The sequence below is a fragment of the Colwellia sp. KS18-150 genome, from assembly GCF_057551365.1.
The window spans coordinates 54,288-71,272 of the sequence record NZ_BAAJMC010000020.1; the positions used below are offsets into that span (position 1 = coordinate 54,288).

Sequence of the window (16,985 nt, forward strand, 5' to 3'; positions counted from 1 at the left end):
TTTACTATGGATTTAACTACGCATTGGGTTGGATATAGCGCAATTTTTTTATTTACTTTGGCATACACTATAGTAATTGCTGAAGAATTTACTCACCTTAGAAAATCTAAACCTGTCTTATTAGCCGCAGGTCTCATTTGGGCTTTAGTCGCATACAAGTATACTGATTATTCCGATCCTCATATCGTTGAAGAGGCTGTGCGACATTTTCTTGTCGAGTTTTCAGAGCTGTTTTTATTTCTACTCACTGCCATGACATACGTTAATGCGATGAGTGAGAGAAAAGCGTTTGAAAAATTGCGTAGTTATCTAGTGAATCAAGGATTTAGTTATCGTCACCTTTTTTGGATCACAGGTATTTTAAGCTTTTTTCTCTCGCCACTCATTGATAACTTAACCACGGCATTGGTTATGTGTGCTGTTGTGCTAACCGTTGGTAAAGGTAACACCAACTTTATCGGCATTAGTTGTGTAAATATAGTTGTAGCGGCTAATGCTGGTGGTGCTTTCAGTCCGTTTGGTGATATAACTACCTTGATGGTTTGGCAAAAAGGACATTTATCTTTCATTGCATTTTTCGCTTTATTTATTCCATCGGTAGTTAATTACTTAGTACCCGCTATTTTGATGTCATTTGCTATTAAGGATGAAAAGCCCACCGTTATTGCCGAAGAAGTAACGATGAAGAGGGGGGCTAAACGTATTATTACGTTATTTTTACTAACGATTATTACCGCGATATCCTTCCACAATTTCTTACACCTACCACCATTTTTAGGCATGATCACCGGATTGGCTTATTTGAAGTTTTTCGGTTATTACTTACGAAAAACACATGTGGTTCTAAAAGAAGATGTGCCTGTCTACGGGCAAGTTGGTGATGTTGCCGCATTTGATAGTTATCGCGAAGTAGCCCGTGCTGAGTGGGACACTTTATTATTCTTCTTTGGCGTCATCATGTGTGTTGGTGGTTTGGGTTTTATTGGCTATCTATCGCATTTATCGAATTATTTATATCTTGAGCTTGGTCCAACAATCGCCAATATTTTAGTGGGGATATTTTCTGCTATTTTAGATAATATCCCTATCATGGTGGCTGTATTGCAGATGAATCCCGAAATGTCTTCTAGTCAGTGGTTATTAGTCACATTAACTGCAGGAGTAGGCGGTAGTATGTTATCCATAGGTTCTGCAGCAGGCGTTGCGTTAATGGGGCAAGCGAGAGGTATTTATACTTTTTTTGGCCACTTGAAGTGGACGCCAATTATTGCTTTAGGTTATGGAGCAAGCATTTGGGTTCATTTATTATTAAACCCTTGAACCTCTTAAAAAGGATCTTTTAAAATCTTTTCAATTACCCATTTTCCACCACCAACTTGCACTAACGATAAACGTTTTACGTCTTTTAAACGATCATCTTGGTAGTAACCGTCAAAATACAGAGTTATAACTGCTTTGTTTTTAAATTGCTCTCTCAGCTTTACACCGCTATCGTCAGGCTTAATGTCAACTTTGTCATAAGACATGTTAAAAAGGTGTCTAGCTACGGCGTTAGGAGATTTATAATGCAAGATTAACCGAGCAAGCTTAGGGGCACATACAGAGGCTGCTTTTTTAGTATTTTTTTCATTATATATGGCATTGAAAAAAGCGACTGCGACAAGCTCAGGATTATCAATTTTTGTGATTTCTTTTTCATCACCACCACAAGCACTAATGAGAAAAATAAGAGGAAGAATAAATAGCTTTGCTTTGAACATACTTGTTAGAAGTTTAATGTTAAATATCATTTTTCAAGCATAACCTATGTTTTGTAATAACAACAGCTTATCAATTAGTAAAAAATAAAAAAGGTGCCGAAGCACCTTTTTAACTAGTAAAGTGTTTTTACTTTACTGTACTAATTCTTTCTCTGAAAAACTATCGCTGAACAAAGCACTTGATAAGTAACGCTCTGCTGAACTTGGAAGTACAACAACAATGGTTTTACCTGAATTTTCTGGTTTTTCTGCAAGGCGTTTAGCTGCTATAACCGCGGCACCTGAAGAAATACCCGCTAAGATACCTTCTTCTTTCATTAAGCGATGTGACATTGCCATAGCATCATCATTTGATACTTGCTCTACAGCATCGATCATTTCAAGATCTAGGTTTCCAGGGATAAAACCAGCACCAATACCTTGAATTTTATGAGGGCCCGGTGTTAATTCTTCACCAGCAAGCTTTTGGGCGATAACAGGTGAGTCAACAGGCTCAACGGCTACAGAAGTAACTGCTTTACCTTTAGTAAGCTTAAGATAACGACTAGTACCTGTGATAGTACCACCTGTACCAACACCAGCAACGAAGATATCTACATTACCTTCAGTATCTTTCCAGATTTCTGGACCTGTAGTTTTTTCATGAATTTGTGGGTTAGCTGGGTTATCAAACTGACCTAATAATACATACTTTTCAGGGTTTGAGTCTTTAATTTCTTGCGCTTTAGCAATTGCACCGTTCATACCTTTTGCGCCATCAGTTAATTCAACTTTTGCACCTAGTGCAGTAAGAAGTTTACGACGCTCTAAGCTCATGGTACTTGGCATAGTTAAGGTGATAGCATAACCTCTAGCTGCTGCTACAAAAGCTAATGCGATACCTGTATTACCACTGGTTGGCTCAACAATCTCACAACCTTCTGTTAATAAACCTTTCTCTTCAGCATCCCAAACCATGCTAGCGCCAATTCGACACTTAACACTAAAGCTAGGGTTTCTTGCTTCAACTTTGGCTAAAACAGTAGCTGTAGGAGTGCCATCACTATTTTCACTAGCAATTACACGGTTAAGTTTTACTAAGGGAGTATTACCAATAGAGGTAGAGTTATCTTTAAATATGTTAGACATGGTTAGATCCTGTGACTATGTTCACTTAATTATATTTGTTAAGATTAGCCTCTTATGACAGAAAAAGAAGTTATATTTTGTTATAACTTATATGCTTTTATGGAATATATAAAAGCTTTTCTAGCTATGAATAGCTAGGGGTGAACCCTAATATAAAAATAATCGATTTTGGAAAATACAATGAGCGCATTTCAAGGTACAACTAATTATATAGCATCAAGTGAATTACAATTAGCAGTGAATGCTGCAATCGCCCTAGAGCGTCCGTTATTAATCAAAGGGGAGCCAGGCACAGGTAAAACTATGTTAGCTGAAGAGCTAGCAGCAAGTTTACAAGTAGATCTTATTCCATGGCATATAAAATCAACCACTAAAGCCCAGCAAGGCCTTTATGAATATGATGCAGTATCTCGCCTTCGAGATAGCCAGTTAGGTGATGAAAAAGTTAAAGATATTGCTAACTATATAATTAAAGGTAAGTTATGGCATGCCTTCACCGCTGATAAACGTCCAGTATTATTAATTGATGAAATAGATAAAGCAGATATTGAGTTCCCTAACGATTTATTATTAGAGCTAGATAAAATGGAATTCTTTGTTTATGAGACGCAAGAAAAAGTTGTTGCTAAGCAAAGACCTATTATTATCATCACTTCAAACAACGAAAAAGAATTACCGGATGCATTTCTTCGTCGCTGTTTCTTCCATTATATTAACTTTCCTGAAAAGGCAGAGATGCAAGCGATTGTTGACGTACACTTTCCTAACATCAAACAAGCATTGTTAGATGAAGCGATGGCTTTATTTTTTGATTTACGTGATATGCCGGGGTTAAAGAAGAAACCGTCAACTTCTGAACTTATTGATTGGTTAAAACTATTACTAGCGGAAGATATATCAACAGAAACACTACATGAAACAAGGCAAAAGAAAGTGATCCCACCGCTACATGGCGCCTTATTAAAGAACGAACAAGACGTACATTTATTTGAAAAATTAGCATTTATGCATCAGCGTAATCGTTAGTAGATGGTTTTTCATTATGTTAATTGATTTTTTTACCAAAGTTCGTGAGTACAAGGTGCCTTGTACTGTACGTGAATTGTTAGATTTAATTCGTGCGTTAGAGCAAAATGTAGTTTTTGCGAACATAGATGACTTTTACACATTAAGTCGTACCGTGTTAGTAAAAGATGAGTCTCATTTTGATAAATTTGATCGTGCCTTTGCTGACTACTTTAAAGGGGTAGCGAGTCTAGAGCTAGATTTGTCTCAAATACCAGAAGACTGGTTGAAGAAGAAATTAGAAAAACAATTAAGCGATAAAGAAAAAGAGAAAATAAAGTCGCTTGGTGGTTTTGATAAGTTAATGGAAACCTTAGCAGAGCGGCTAAAGGAGCAAGAGAAACGACATCAAGGTGGCAATAAATGGATAGGCACGGGTGGCACTTCGCCTTTTGGTGCTTATGGATATAATCCTGAAGGTGTTCGTATTGGTCAAGACAGCTCAAGACATAGAAAAGCGACAAAAGTTTGGGATAAACGTCAGTTTAAAAACTTAGATGCCAATGTAGAGATTGGCACGCGTAATATGAAAGTTGCACTGCGTAAGTTACGTCAGTTTGCTAGAACTGGCAGCAGTGAAGAGCTAGCACTTGATGATACTATTTCGGCCACTGCCAGAAATGCCGGTTATTTAGATATTAAAATGAAACCTCAGCGTCATAACGCGATTAAAGTGTTGATGTTTTTTGATATCGGCGGCTCTATGGATGATCACATTAAAGTGTGTGAGCAGTTATTCTCAGCAATCCATGGAGAATTTAAACACCTAGAGTTCTTTTATTTTCATAATTGCTTATATGAAACGGTATGGAAAGATAATGCCCGTCGTCAAAGTGAGCAAATAGACTTATTACAAGTACTTCATACCTATAGTCGTGATTATAAAGTTATTTTTGTTGGTGATGCGACGATGGGGCCTTATGAGATAACCTATCCAGGTGGTAGTGTTGAACATTGGAATGAAGAACCGGGTAGTGTCTGGATGAAGCGGTTAACTGACCATTTTGACGATGTTATTTGGTTAAACCCGCAAGAAGAAGTGCAATGGCCATATTATGCATCAATCAATATTATGTCACAGCTTGTGGAGAATAAAATGTACCCGTTAACATTGGCTGGCTTAGGGCAGGGGATAAAAGCTTTACTCTAGGTCATTGGTTAAATAATTCAGGATGCTTTGATGAATAAGAAAGTGCTAGCTAGTCATGAGGTTGTAAATCAAGGCCATAACCAAAGTGAGCTACAAGGGTTGACAGAGGAAGAAACTAAGCACTTTTTAACGCCATTTGCTTTTAAAATGGATAAATCATTATTTGGTTTACCCTTGGCATCACCTAGTCGTCGCGGTATTGCTATCTTAATTGATTTAGCGTTAATTGCCTTACTTGCTGAGATTTCAGGTGGCATCCTAGCACTTGCCATCGCCATCACTCTATATCGCTTAGGGAATACTAAACGTGCACAAACTCGCGGTAAAATTACGGGTTATAAACGCCGGGCAGTCTTACGTTTTTTTGCTGCATTGATGGCTTTTATTGTTTTACTCGATACCTTACCGCCAATATTAGATTACTTTGACTCTGAAGATGCTGGTTCAATAGTCTCATTGGAAGAGAATGAATTATCTATCGAACAGTCTCTTGTGGTGACGGGCTACGCTATTTCAGTGCTCGCCACTATTGCAGATAGTACTTGCGTTGATTTACCTTGTTGGCAAGATGAACTGCTGCCTGTGTCGTCACATATCGCACAAATCGCGGTTGAAGGTGGGCTTGATATGTCAGAAAGTGGTATAGAAGATATTTTTAAAAAAATAACCGAAGCAACAAAGTTGAGCCAAGATGAGCAAGCTCAATTAATTATAGCGATGCAGGCTCGCTATGACGGAGAGGTTTTAACGTTACAACGTAATCAGTTAGAGGTTGCTGAGGCTGTAGAGACAGTACCAGAAAAAACTGTCAATAAACCCGTCTATTCTGTGATTGAGTGGGTGAAAGGTATTATCAAAGATTTGGGTTTAGGTTTTGGTTGGGCTACTTTTTATTTTACTGCTTCTACTGCGTTATGGCATGGTCAAACGCTAGGTAAAAAACTGCTGGGGATTAAAGTACTACAGCTTGATGGAACCCCATTATCCTTATGGGATAGTTTTGGTCGTTATGGTGGTTATGGCGCTGGAATTGCTACAGGTCTACTTGGCTTTATACAAATTTATTGGGACCCTAACAGGCAAGCCATTCATGATAAAATATCAGCGACAGTGGTTATTGATATAAGAAAATCACCGCTAGACAGAGCCGTTATTTAGTAAGCTGTTTTGAGGCTTTAAACAGAAGGTTGTCTTCATCATCAAATAAGTAAAGCATTTGCTGTTCAAGCTTATATGTTTTCACTTTTATTAATGCAGCTAAAAATTGGTTTTCTTGATTCATTAATACTGGCGTGCACATTTTACGAGTGACGGCGCTAGGACTAATTGTTAACTGGTGCCCGTCAATAAGATAACGAGTAGAGAAGTTATTACAACTCGCTGAGCCATTAACTTGTTGTTTATCATTAAAAGTAAATCGAGCAGGGCTACGATCGATAACGGGCTTGTTTTCAATGCTCTCAACTTGCCATGTACCTAGGAGCGATATCCTATCAATGTCTGGTTTTAACGGTGATGTACTTTGTGGTGTTTGTTGCACTGTTGTTGGCGTTGCAGCTACTTCAGTTTTTTTACTACAGCCAGTAATAAGTAGCATTGATAAGCAAAGTGTCGAAATAGCAGTATATTTAATGTTCATCGTCTTTCCTTTAACGCTTAGACACATTATGGTGCCCAAGCATAGCTGATTTTGGTGAAGAAAGTGCGTTCTTCTCTTTCTAAATTGGTCAGATCATCATCTTGAAAGCTATTATCAGAATACCCTAAGAAAAACACCGTTTGAGGGTTGAGTTTATACGCATAAATTAACTGGCTCGAGAGCAATTTATTTTGCTCTGAATATCCAGCAATATTATTATCAAGATTTCTATCTACGTCGGTGTAAATTAAACTTAATTTTAAGTAACTGTGTACATCAAACTGATAGGATAGTCTTAACTCCGAGATATTGGCAAGGTAGACATTTTCTTTTTTATTTTGGCTATTTTTAGCATCTAACTTACTGTAGGTTTGATAAAAATCAAACTCGAGGTGATCTGTGACAAATAGAGTGATATTACCGCCCACTTGAATCAAGTCTCCTAAGCGATCATTTGCATAGTCAATCTTGTCACCTAAGGTAATATCTAATGATAAATAGAGACGGTTATTTGGGGTAACGCTTGTGAAAAATAGCAATTGGTCTTCATTAAATGAGCTGGTGTTACCATCAATATCACTGTTATGTTCATCGTAGCGTAAGCCGACTCTTTCGCCATGCACGAGATTAAACTCAAATTCAGATTGTAAAGGCCCATCAACATAAAAACCGGTAACTAGCTCTCGCTCTATCAGCTCGTTGTTAATATTGTGAGTAATTGACCATTCAGCTGTAATATCAAGCTCCTGCCAATGTCTATCTTGCTTACCATAAAATGCTCGTTTAACCACAACGTCGTTTATTTTGATATCGGCTTTGGGCATAAAACCTAGATCAGCTCTAAAGTCAGAGCCGATACTTTGATGACTGGCATCTAAATACCAATATTCTGAGTTATGATTAAAATCGATTTTGTATGCTTGATCGCTAAAGCTATTATCATCAGCACTCGCTATCATATCTCGAGAGAAAAGCGTATCTGAGTATAACAGTTGTGCTTTGAGTGTATTAGATTCTGTTATTCGGTATCGAGCATCAACACCGGTTACATAGTTATGATAATCATCGGCAGAACGTAATGTAGCAATAGTGCCGACAGTGAAGTCGTCATTGTAATCAAAGCGATAACGAAGGGCGGCAGAGTGGCTTTCTTGCTCTAAAGTGACAAGATCAGAACGCAGGTTACCCGGAAGTAATATATTTGTTTCGGTATCATTAGTCATAAACACGCCATAGCTGTGCTCATTTGTTCGCCCTGTGAATTTAGCGCCATAATCAGGATCGGCAATATTTCGGGTATAAACTAAATCAAAATCACTGCTAAAGTAATCACTGTTTTCGAGGAAGAATGCGCGCTTCTCTTCATAGAATAAAGAAAAGTTGGTGTTTACACTTAATTGACCGCTATCACTTTCTACGGCGGAAAAATCAGGATTTATTGTCGCATTTAATAAATTACTGGAATTGATACCCCAGCGTAAATCGATGCCAGCTTCGATATCGTCATCGCTATGCCAATCATCATTACTGTCATAAATATCGCGAGTTTCATTTCTGCTGGCGGTGACACTGGGGGTTAATCGTAAGTTTTTACCTATTTGAGCATTTTTAAAGCCGACTGCTTCTGGGTATTGACATAACCAACATGGATTATCTCTGTCTATCTCAACATGAGAAATACGAAGTCTGGTATCTCGAGGGTAAATTCTAACCAACTCAATTGCCCATTTTTTTTCTTTACCATCATCTTTAAAGTTTAAAATATTATATGGAATTGCCATTTCCACTTGATAGCCTTGTGAGGTCTTTTTACCAAAAGAATGCCAAATGCTGTCCCAAGATGTATTTGCATTGCCGGTTATTTCATTGAAAGTAGAGTCGTTTTGAACACCATAAGGATTGACGAAAAACTCATAGTTTAAGCGTCTATTATTATGAGTGTCGAGTTTGATGCCAACAAGATCATGCGCCCAAGCATTATCTCTATCGGTTAAAAAACCTTGGATTTTTTCAGGCTCAGGATCTATTGCGATAAAAGCTACATAAAGAAATTCGCCATTTTCAACTAATTTTGCAGTCGTTTTTATCGGGCTAGGTAAGTTATGCCATGGACTATTAACGATATTTAAGTCAATTGTAGAAGCATTTTTCCATAGCTCTTCATTTAACTCGCCATCAATAGTCACTTTTCCTTGGAAATAAGGGACATTAATTGCGGGTAAGTTTTGTTGATTATTCTTCTGTGTTGTTGGGCTTAATGTTTTTTCTTGTGAAGTTTCTTTTTTTATCAGTTCATCGTCATGACTTAATTCAATAGTCGGCGCTATTGCTACTGCGTGTACGTTGTATATTGGCGCAATAAAAAAAGAAATCAGCATAAGCACAATCCAGCTTGTACAGCTTAGCTTCAGCATACTTTTTCCGTAAATTTATAGTTATTATTTGATAGATTTACTCGCGACAATTTACTTTGTTCTTTATGTCATAAGCGGTAAATTCTTATGACACAAATTGTTGCAAATTTTTACCTTTAACACAACGTTTACTTTTTGATAACCCAAAGGTGTTATTTTATCCATGCATAACTAAACTTCATAAATGCACTACGAGCATCCTGAGTTAATTCATTAAAACTAGTGTCACTGTCGTGATGGTCAGAATATCCTAGGTAAAATACTGTTTGTGGATTAATTTTATAGGCGTAAAGTAACTCTGTTGAAAAGTCTTTACTGATATCGTCTATATCTTCAGGATCGCTATAAAGATAGTTATCAGCATTTCTATGTGTATTGTTATATATAACACTTAAGCGCAGGAAACTTAGTACACTAAATTGATATGTGGCTCTAAAATCCGTCAACCGCGCAATAAAAACATTAGCGCTATCGGCATCTAATTCGCGGTAAGTTTGCTTCAATTTAATTTCTAGGTGTTCATTGATATTCCATTCAACGCTAGGTATGACTTGTGTTCTTTTACCTAAGCGATTATTGGTATAATCAATCGCATCGCCATATGAAAGATGCGCTTTAAATTGCAAGCCTAAAATCGGTTTAATGTTACCAAAAAGAGCTATTCTCTTTTCTTCAAAAAGCGTTGTATTGTCGTCTATATCAAGTGTGCTTTTATCTATTCTGCTGCCGACTCTATCTCTAGAAGTAAGTGATAGTCTGAAGTAAGAATTATAACTGGCATTTAAATGAGCACTTAAATCAAATTCCTCTTCAATTAATTCACCGTTTATATTGTGGGTAATATCCCAATCAGAGTGAATTTTAAATTGACTCCACCAATTTCCTTGCTCACCATACCATTTACGATTGCCACCAATAACGCTTTTTGTGTAATCAATACGCGGAATAAAACCTAAATCTCCTCGAAAACCTTCACTTTGTTTTTCATGCCTTACAAAGTAATGCCATTCACTGTCAGTATGATAATAGGCCGCTCGATAGGCGTGGCCATCAAAAGGCTCTGCGTTTAAGGTTCGCAGTAATGGCTCGCTGTAATCACACCCTGATAAGTCACAATCATTTTCTTCATCGGGTGAATTACAATCATCAATATTATCGCTGTCACAAAATTGCTCAAATAAGTCATCAGGATATTGGGTATTAGAATATAGCGCTTGAAATTTGATGACATCTTCTGTGGTTAATCTAAATCTCGCATCTAATCCATGGACACTATTTTCATAATCTTCACTGGTTCTAAGTGTGCTTGTCCAACCAAGCGTTATATCATCATTAAAGTTATTACGATAACGAAAAGCTGCCGCTTTTGATTCAGCTTCAATTGTAGCTATGGTTGAGGCTCTATTACCCGGAATGAGAATGTTGGTATCGGCATCATCCGTTAAGAATACTCCAAAAGAGTGCTCTTGATGTCGACCTGTTAATTTAGCACCGTAATTAGGGGCATTAATATTTCGGGTATAAACAAGATTATAGTTGGAGTCAAAGTAATCTTGGTTATCTAAAAAGAAGGGTCTTTTTTCATCAAAAAACAAAGCAAAATTATTATTTATATTTAAGCGTGCACTATCTGTTTCTACGGTAGAAAAGTCTGGATTTATAGTGGCATTTAACAATAAATCGGGTGTTATTCCCCAGCGAATATCTAAACTTGGCTCAACATCAGTTTCTTTTTGCCATTCACCATCATCATCTTGCTCCTGAGTCGCTGTTGTGACAAGTGCAGGGGTGATGGTTAAATTATCACCTTGTTTAGCGCCACTAAAACCACGAGCAGTAGCTAATTGACATAGTTCACAGCTATTCCCTCTATCGAGAGGAATATTAGAAATACGGTACGATTGTGACCTTGGATAAAAACGCAATAATTCTATGCCCCAGTCTTGTATCTGCTTATTTTCATTAAAGTTAAGCATTCTTAGTGGCAAGGCTATTTCAACAACATAACCTTGCTCTGTTAATGTACCTGCACTTTGCCAAATACCATCCCAAGAATCACTTTCTTTTTTAGTGACTTCACTTTCAATACCATCAATTTGTGACCCTAACGGATTAACAAGAAAGCGATAGGCAGTACGTTGATCATTATAGGTATCAAGTTTTACACCGACTAAATCATCACCCCAGCTTCTATCTCTATCTTTTAAAAAAGCTCTGATTTGCTCAGGATTTGGATCTTGAGCAATAAAAGCAATAAATAAAATTTCTCCATCTTCCATTAATAGTGCCTGTGTATCGACCGGGCTTTTTGTGTTGTCGTATGGCCGAGTGACTATATTCATGGTCACTCTCTTTGCGTGTTGCCATTGAGGCTCATCTAACTGAGCATCTATATTTATTTCTCCGTTGGTACGGGGGATATCAATGTTTGTATTATTTGAACTTTGAACTTTATCAGCTGCTTGGCTAAGGGTACAAAAGAACATAAACATCACAGAAAGTGCTGTTTTATCGATAAAACTTCGGAAAAAAGACATCAATAAACCTGTAAGGGAGAAATATAAGTTGTAAATATGTGCTATATCCTGTGAAAACTTGTTGCTGTTGTCAAAAGATAGTCGATAAATAGCAATTATTTTATGTTGAATAACATTTTTGTCACTGATTTAGTTGAAGTCCTGTGCTAACGGGGTAATATTATCGAGTTAGTTATTTGTGAGTTTTTATATGCCATTTTCTATTATCGATATTATTGCACTTTTCATCTTTTTTTTATCTTGGTCTGGGTATACTTGGTTTGCTAGAAAGAAAGCTAAAACCACGAATTGTATCGCTCGTTGTTTACATCAACATAGAATTCATTGGATGCATGAAGCCATAAGTAAAGAAATTAGGGTAGGTGAGGCGGCATTACTAGCTAATTTAGAACGAAACATCGCTTTTTTTGCCTCGAGTACTTTGCTAATTTTAGCGGGTTTATTAACACTATTTGCTAAGATCGGCACTTTAGAAAGTGTGATCTCATCTTTACCTTATGCTGATTATTCAAGCCATTTAACGATTCAATTAAAGTTAAGCTTACTCACGTTTATATTTGTATTGTCATTTTTTCAATTTACTTGGTCTATGCGCCAATATGGTTTTGTTAATGTTATGATAGGCGCGATGCCAATTGATATATCCGGTGGGAATAAGAATTTAAAGTCTTATGCGGTGCAAATTGCTATTGTGCAAGATCAAGCAGCCCACTCATATAATTATGGTCTGCGCTCATATTATTTTGCTTTAGCAGCAATGTGTTGGTTCTTTCATCCAATATTATTTATGTTGATGAGTTTATGGGTTGTTTATACCTTATATAATCGAGAATTTAGCTCTAAAACAGTGAGGGCTATTACCGCAGGTCAGAATTTCTTAGACCTTGAAAGAGACTTAAAGAATATTAGTAATGCAAAAGAGTAAAACCCGTTACCTAAAATATTCGGTTCAAGACTTTGATAACTACGATTGTTTAAAGCTCTCTAAACGCTTTTATTTAGCATTATTATTCTTGTTACGTGGCTATCTTGTTTGGTTAATGTCAGTAACAAATATGCGTGATAGAGTAAGTATCATTCAATGGATTTACCCTGAAACGTCGTTGTTTTATTTAAGTTTAGTTTCAGGAACGGTCGGACTGATTGTACTACTCATTATTAGTTTACGAAGGCCAGATGCTCATCAATGGGTTCGATGGGGCTGGAAACATAGCCGAGTAATTATTGTTGTCGCTTTGATGTTTGATTTATTAACTCATACGGTTGGCTATTACTTTTGGCAGTTATCCTCAGTGCCATGGCTGCTAGCACAAAGTTTGATCACGATAGCACTTATTATCATGTGTTATAGCAGTGAACGACTAAATATTAATTTAAAAGAATTTCCGCAAAAAATGCCTGAAAAATAGGTGTTAACTAGCATAAACAAAGGTTAAAAATGTGAGCGAAGTAGCAGAGCAAACGAATAATCAAGATAAACGACTTATCATCCTTGATACTGAAACAACAGGGATAAACCCTAAAGAAGGTCATCGAATCGTTGAGATTGGCTGTGTTGAAATGATCAATCGCCAGTTAACAGGGAGGACTTACCATGCTTATATCAAACCATTAGATCAATACGGACAAGTGTTGCAAATGGATCAAGAGGTAATCAATGTCCATGGTTTAACGAATGACTTTTTAAATGACAAGCCTATTTTTTCAGAGGTCGTTGGTGAATTTATTGACTTCATTCGTGATGCTGAATTGGTAATACATAATGCTAAATTCGATGTCGGCTTTATGGACCATGAATTTTCGCTAGTAAACTTTTCTAATCGCTCGGCACAAAAAGTCCCGATGACAGCGGATATTTGTACGGTAACCGATACGTTAAAAGTTTCTAAAGATGAATTTGGCTCACCGAAAACATTAGATTATCTCGCTCGCTTTTATAAAGTTGACGGACTAATCGACCGAACTTATCACGGCGCATTAATTGATGCCCAGCTGCTTGCTTTCGTCTACATTGAAATGACGCGTAAGCAGTCAACCTTAAACTTATCTGCAGGTGATAACGATTCAAGTGATGCGAATGCTATAAGACGTTTAAGTAGCGAACGAGAAAAATTAAAGGTTATTGCTGCTTCTGCCGATGAAATAGAAGCTCATCAAGAAAGATTATCAATTGTTAAACAAAAGGGGGGAGAGCCACTTTGGATACAACCAAGTTAGTCGCATTAGGTTTTTTAATCTCGACAACTTTTTTTAGTTTCAATCTTTTTGCTGCTGAAGCCTCAGCAGGTAAAGACTTTAAACGTACTCAAGTTAAATACCAATCAGACAATGTTACTAATCAAATTCCCTATTTTGATAATCGCTTTAGAATTGATGCTGAACTAGATGAAATTACGTTACTGTTTTATCGTGTTAGAGGTAGTAAGCCTATTATTCTAGTTCGACCTGATGGCAGCAAAGTTAGAATCAATAATTATGATCGTGATAAAGTGCAATGGCATGACGATAGCACATTTGACATGATTAAAATTAAGAAACCAATGCCAGGGCCATGGCAAGCTATTGGGGATATTTTACCTAAAAGCCAAATTTTAGTGGTATCAGACATAAAAATAGCTGTGGACCCATTACCTGAAATTGTCTTAGAAGGTGAAACGCTTAAAGTAAGCGGTAAACTGTTTAATGAAAATGACAGTATTGATACGCCAAATTTTCGCAATGTAGTAAAACTAGATGTTCACTTTTATAGTACGAATAATTCTGAACACGATAACTTTGGTGCCGACGCAATAAAAGTGACTTCGTTTCGTGATGACGGTGAAAATCTTGATGAATATGCCGCAGATGGCATTTTTACCGGTGAATTTGAATTAAACTTTGCTGCAGGTGAGTGGCAGCCGGTATATCTAATTAAGCTGCCCATGGTAACGCGTGAGCTACGTCAAAAACCGATTGTTTTACATAAAACTCCCATCGCTATTTCTGTTGAGAGCTCTGAATCAGAATCAATACCACACAGCATGATAGTGACTATCGATCCTACTTATGTAGATCCAGATAGTTTGATTTTTCAAGGTAAAGTTGTTTTTCCAGACAGGCAAGTAGAGCCTTTTTCTATTATGGATGATCAAACAGGTGAAACGCGTACTAAAGATATTCGATACACAGAAGGTGGGGTACATCGCATTAGTATGAGCGCTTTTGGTAAAACAACGACGGGACGTGAATTCCGATTAGTTGTACCTGAATTTAGCTTTAACGTTAAGGCGAGTAACAATCAGTTTGCGCAAATAACCAGTGAAAATGCAGTAGATACTAATGTTGATATGGACCCTATAGAGCCGTTATTGGCAGATAAAGGTCTAGAGCTTGAACAAGCAATAGCTGAGCAACAGCTGATTGAAGAAGAGAAAAATACACAATCAATTATCTTAATTGCCGCTGGAAATGGCATTATAATAATTATAGCCTTGGTATTATTTCTCGTTATGCGTAAAAAAAAGGCTAAATAAATTTAATACCTTTCCTTTTGTACAAAGCATATAGAGTTGAGGTTACAGTCTTAAGCCTCATCAGAAAACTATATGCTTTCTCATTTCTGCACAATTTCTATTTAGAGTACTCCAATGGCAAAACAAAAATCATCATACTCTGTTACCACTTATGGTATTTATGAACACTGGGATTCAAACGCTAAACAGCTACCTAAAATTATAGAGTTTACCAACACAGTTACCGCGATAGAAGATATAGAGTTTGGTTTTACCTTTAACGCAAAACGAGCAAAAGGGCAGAAGCTAACCTTTAATATTTTTCATCCTGATATCCCTGATGATAATGGCAATGTAATGGCTCCGTTTACCGGAGATGTATACGTCGATAATAATAACTGGGACTTTTATTTAGGGGATTGTATTTGGCTACCTTTGCATAATAAAGTTGGTTGCTGGCGTATGACAATCGAACATAACGGTAAAGTTCTCGCAGAAAAACAATTCGATATAATTTTAGAAGAGCACAATGAGTTCAAAAGAAAACATGGATATTAGTTGTGCGCTTGTAAATTAAACAGCTCCTTTAAAACCCCTTATTATTCACTTACATAATCCTAGTAAAGACAATGTTTGCAGGTTATATTATTAAAAATGTAACCGCTTACATTCTTGTGTGCGTATTTTGGGTTAGAGTTGCCTGATGCGCATAGCAAGGTTTTAATCATAGGGATAATCATGGGAAAGATACGTGAAACCACAACCGCTAGCTTATTAGTTTTTTTTGTACTGCTGTTTTCTTTAAGTCATTTCATAGTCAAAGCCAAGGAAACAAATAAGGGCAAAGCTGTTATCACTAAGGCAAATTGCTCCCTAGCTTTTCTACCAGATAAAATTAGCCGTTTCCCCTTGTTAGACGCTAACGAAACCGTTAGTTTTTGGAATCATTTGCTCAATTACCCAGGTGAATATTCATCTGCTAAATCAAGTCATGGTGATTACGGTTTAAGGCAAGTAACAGAAAACAAATGTTATCAAGCAGAAAGCTATTCTATCATTTTGGTTAAAAAGATAATTAATTGGAAGAGACAACATGGAAATGGCATAGAGATTAAATTTGAAGAAGAGTCGTTTGCGTTTGGAGATTATAATGATTTTAATATCAGGTTGAGGTTAAATTCGCACAGCTCCTACTTGCCAAGCAACCAGAAAGTTAGGGCTGTTTTGTCAGCGAAAATGTCTAATGAAATATTGAACGAACTAGATGATAGTAATGCCTACATAGGTTTTACTTTCTATGGTGAAAACCATGCAGATAATGATAAATCAACATTTTATCAAGACATCATTATAAAAATTCCTGCAGATTTATATTTAGATACTTGGCTGGATATCTCAGTGCCATTAACCTCATTCAGCACATACTCCCAAAAGAATTACCAAAAACACCCATTAGAGCAATCTCAAATAACAAAAGATCAGGTGTTTGGTTTGCTAATTACGGCTGAAACTAAAAATGGTAAAACATTGCGTCATTACCTTCGAGGTGATTTTCCTGATAATGCACCAGAAATTTTAAAAGAAACATCGATTGGTATAGAAAAAATATCATTAACACTTTAATTATAAAGACAAAATAATATGCGAGTGTAGAGTCTATTTTGGATTTTAATTAATAGTGACGATACTGGGCTTGAATTAGTGATACGGCGTGGGTGGTAAAGAGTAGAAGGTGCTATATCAAATAAATTAATTGCTTATATAAGATAATGATATCTATCTAGGAATTTTTTTAAATTTT

The 16,985-nt window shown here is 36.7% G+C and carries 15 protein-coding genes; 10 read left to right on the plus strand and 5 right to left on the minus strand.

The window, feature by feature from the left end:
* Positions 1–6: 6 nt before the first annotated feature.
* Positions 7–1,320 (plus strand): sodium:proton antiporter NhaD, encoded by a 1,314-nt coding sequence (gene nhaD / locus AC27IF_RS17085; protein ID WP_487055549.1) that lies wholly within the window; start codon positions 7–9, stop codon positions 1,318–1,320.
* Between the two features lie 5 nt (positions 1,321–1,325).
* Here the strand turns inward: nhaD and AC27IF_RS17090 are convergent, their stop codons facing one another.
* Positions 1,326–1,790 (minus strand): hypothetical protein, encoded by a 465-nt coding sequence (locus AC27IF_RS17090; protein ID WP_487055550.1) that lies wholly within the window; start codon positions 1,788–1,790, stop codon positions 1,326–1,328.
* Positions 1,791–1,892: 102 nt separating this feature from the next.
* Complete coding sequence (gene cysK, locus AC27IF_RS17095) at positions 1,893–2,888, minus strand: cysteine synthase A (protein ID WP_487055551.1); 996 nt, start codon at positions 2,886–2,888, stop codon at positions 1,893–1,895.
* Between the two features lie 180 nt (positions 2,889–3,068).
* On the opposite strand from cysK, the gene AC27IF_RS17100 reads away from it, so the two are divergent.
* The 3 genes from AC27IF_RS17100 to AC27IF_RS17110 are packed head-to-tail and all read left to right on the plus strand — an operon-like array spanning position 3,069 to position 6,261.
* Positions 3,069–3,914: an AAA family ATPase gene (locus AC27IF_RS17100; RefSeq protein WP_487055552.1), complete on the plus strand. Its 846-nt coding sequence runs from the start codon at positions 3,069–3,071 to the stop codon at positions 3,912–3,914.
* Between the two features lie 16 nt (positions 3,915–3,930).
* Positions 3,931–5,103 carry a vWA domain-containing protein gene (locus AC27IF_RS17105; protein ID WP_487055553.1) on the plus strand — a complete coding sequence of 391 codons (1,173 nt, stop codon included), beginning with the start codon at positions 3,931–3,933 and terminating at the stop codon, positions 5,101–5,103.
* A 30-nt stretch (positions 5,104–5,133) separates the two neighbouring features.
* Positions 5,134–6,261, plus strand: a complete 1,128-nt coding sequence (locus tag AC27IF_RS17110) for an RDD family protein (RefSeq protein WP_487055554.1) — start codon at positions 5,134–5,136, stop codon at positions 6,259–6,261.
* Here AC27IF_RS17110 and AC27IF_RS17115 read toward each other — a convergent pair.
* From AC27IF_RS17115 to AC27IF_RS17125, 3 genes are all read right to left on the minus strand, one after another.
* A complete protein-coding gene (locus tag AC27IF_RS17115; protein ID WP_487055555.1) occupies positions 6,254–6,742 on the minus strand; it encodes an META domain-containing protein in 489 nt (162 codons plus the stop codon). The genes AC27IF_RS17110 and AC27IF_RS17115 overlap by 8 nt on opposite strands.
* Before the next feature lie 26 nt (positions 6,743–6,768).
* Entirely contained in the window at positions 6,769–9,120 is a 2,352-nt protein-coding gene (locus AC27IF_RS17120; RefSeq protein WP_487055556.1) for a DUF5916 domain-containing protein, read from the minus strand.
* Between the two features lie 188 nt (positions 9,121–9,308).
* The gene (locus AC27IF_RS17125; RefSeq protein WP_487055557.1) at positions 9,309–11,693 is read right to left on the minus strand and encodes a carbohydrate binding family 9 domain-containing protein; all 2,385 of its coding nucleotides are present in this window, start codon (positions 11,691–11,693) and stop codon (positions 9,309–9,311) included.
* A gap of 190 nt (positions 11,694–11,883) precedes the next feature.
* Between AC27IF_RS17125 and AC27IF_RS17130 the strand changes: the two genes are divergently transcribed.
* The 6 genes from AC27IF_RS17130 (at position 11,884) to AC27IF_RS17155 (ending at position 16,807) form a co-directional block, all read left to right on the plus strand.
* Entirely contained in the window at positions 11,884–12,618 is a 735-nt protein-coding gene (locus tag AC27IF_RS17130; protein ID WP_487055558.1) for a DUF599 domain-containing protein, read from the plus strand.
* The gene (locus tag AC27IF_RS17135; RefSeq protein WP_487055559.1) at positions 12,605–13,102 is read left to right on the plus strand and encodes a DUF2919 family protein; all 498 of its coding nucleotides are present in this window, start codon (positions 12,605–12,607) and stop codon (positions 13,100–13,102) included. Before AC27IF_RS17130 ends, AC27IF_RS17135 begins: the two co-directional genes overlap by 14 nt.
* Positions 13,103–13,133: 31 nt before the next feature.
* The gene (dnaQ, locus tag AC27IF_RS17140; protein WP_487055560.1) at positions 13,134–13,910 is read left to right on the plus strand and encodes a DNA polymerase III subunit epsilon; all 777 of its coding nucleotides are present in this window, start codon (positions 13,134–13,136) and stop codon (positions 13,908–13,910) included.
* Complete coding sequence (locus tag AC27IF_RS17145) at positions 13,892–15,205, plus strand: TIGR03503 family protein (RefSeq protein ID WP_487055561.1); 1,314 nt, start codon at positions 13,892–13,894, stop codon at positions 15,203–15,205. Before dnaQ ends, AC27IF_RS17145 begins: the two co-directional genes overlap by 19 nt.
* 114 nt (positions 15,206–15,319) lie before the next feature.
* Positions 15,320–15,742, plus strand: a complete 423-nt coding sequence (locus AC27IF_RS17150; RefSeq protein WP_487055562.1) for a DUF3859 domain-containing protein — start codon at positions 15,320–15,322, stop codon at positions 15,740–15,742.
* Between the two features lie 180 nt (positions 15,743–15,922).
* Positions 15,923–16,807 (plus strand): hypothetical protein, encoded by an 885-nt coding sequence (locus AC27IF_RS17155; protein WP_487055563.1) that lies wholly within the window; start codon positions 15,923–15,925, stop codon positions 16,805–16,807.
* Positions 16,808–16,985: the final 178 nt, after the last annotated feature.

Coding starts and splice junctions, on each gene's coding strand:
- AC27IF_RS17105 (WP_487055553.1), top strand. CDS start 3,931: ATGTTAATTGATTTTTTTACCAAAGTTCGTGAGTACAAGGTGCCTTGT.
- AC27IF_RS17130 (WP_487055558.1), top strand. CDS start 11,884: ATGCCATTTTCTATTATCGATATTATTGCACTTTTCATCTTTTTTTTA.
- AC27IF_RS17150 (WP_487055562.1), top strand. CDS start 15,320: ATGGCAAAACAAAAATCATCATACTCTGTTACCACTTATGGTATTTAT.
- cysK (WP_487055551.1), bottom strand. CDS start 2,888: ATGTCTAACATATTTAAAGATAACTCTACCTCTATTGGTAATACTCCC.
- AC27IF_RS17090 (WP_487055550.1), bottom strand. CDS start 1,790: ATGATATTTAACATTAAACTTCTAACAAGTATGTTCAAAGCAAAGCTA.
- AC27IF_RS17100 (WP_487055552.1), top strand. CDS start 3,069: ATGAGCGCATTTCAAGGTACAACTAATTATATAGCATCAAGTGAATTA.
- AC27IF_RS17155 (WP_487055563.1), top strand. CDS start 15,923: ATGGGAAAGATACGTGAAACCACAACCGCTAGCTTATTAGTTTTTTTT.
- AC27IF_RS17115 (WP_487055555.1), bottom strand. CDS start 6,742: ATGAACATTAAATATACTGCTATTTCGACACTTTGCTTATCAATGCTA.
- AC27IF_RS17125 (WP_487055557.1), bottom strand. CDS start 11,693: ATGTCTTTTTTCCGAAGTTTTATCGATAAAACAGCACTTTCTGTGATG.
- AC27IF_RS17110 (WP_487055554.1), top strand. CDS start 5,134: ATGAATAAGAAAGTGCTAGCTAGTCATGAGGTTGTAAATCAAGGCCAT.
- AC27IF_RS17135 (WP_487055559.1), top strand. CDS start 12,605: ATGCAAAAGAGTAAAACCCGTTACCTAAAATATTCGGTTCAAGACTTT.
- AC27IF_RS17120 (WP_487055556.1), bottom strand. CDS start 9,120: ATGCTGATTTCTTTTTTTATTGCGCCAATATACAACGTACACGCAGTA.
- nhaD (WP_487055549.1), top strand. CDS start 7: ATGGATTTAACTACGCATTGGGTTGGATATAGCGCAATTTTTTTATTT.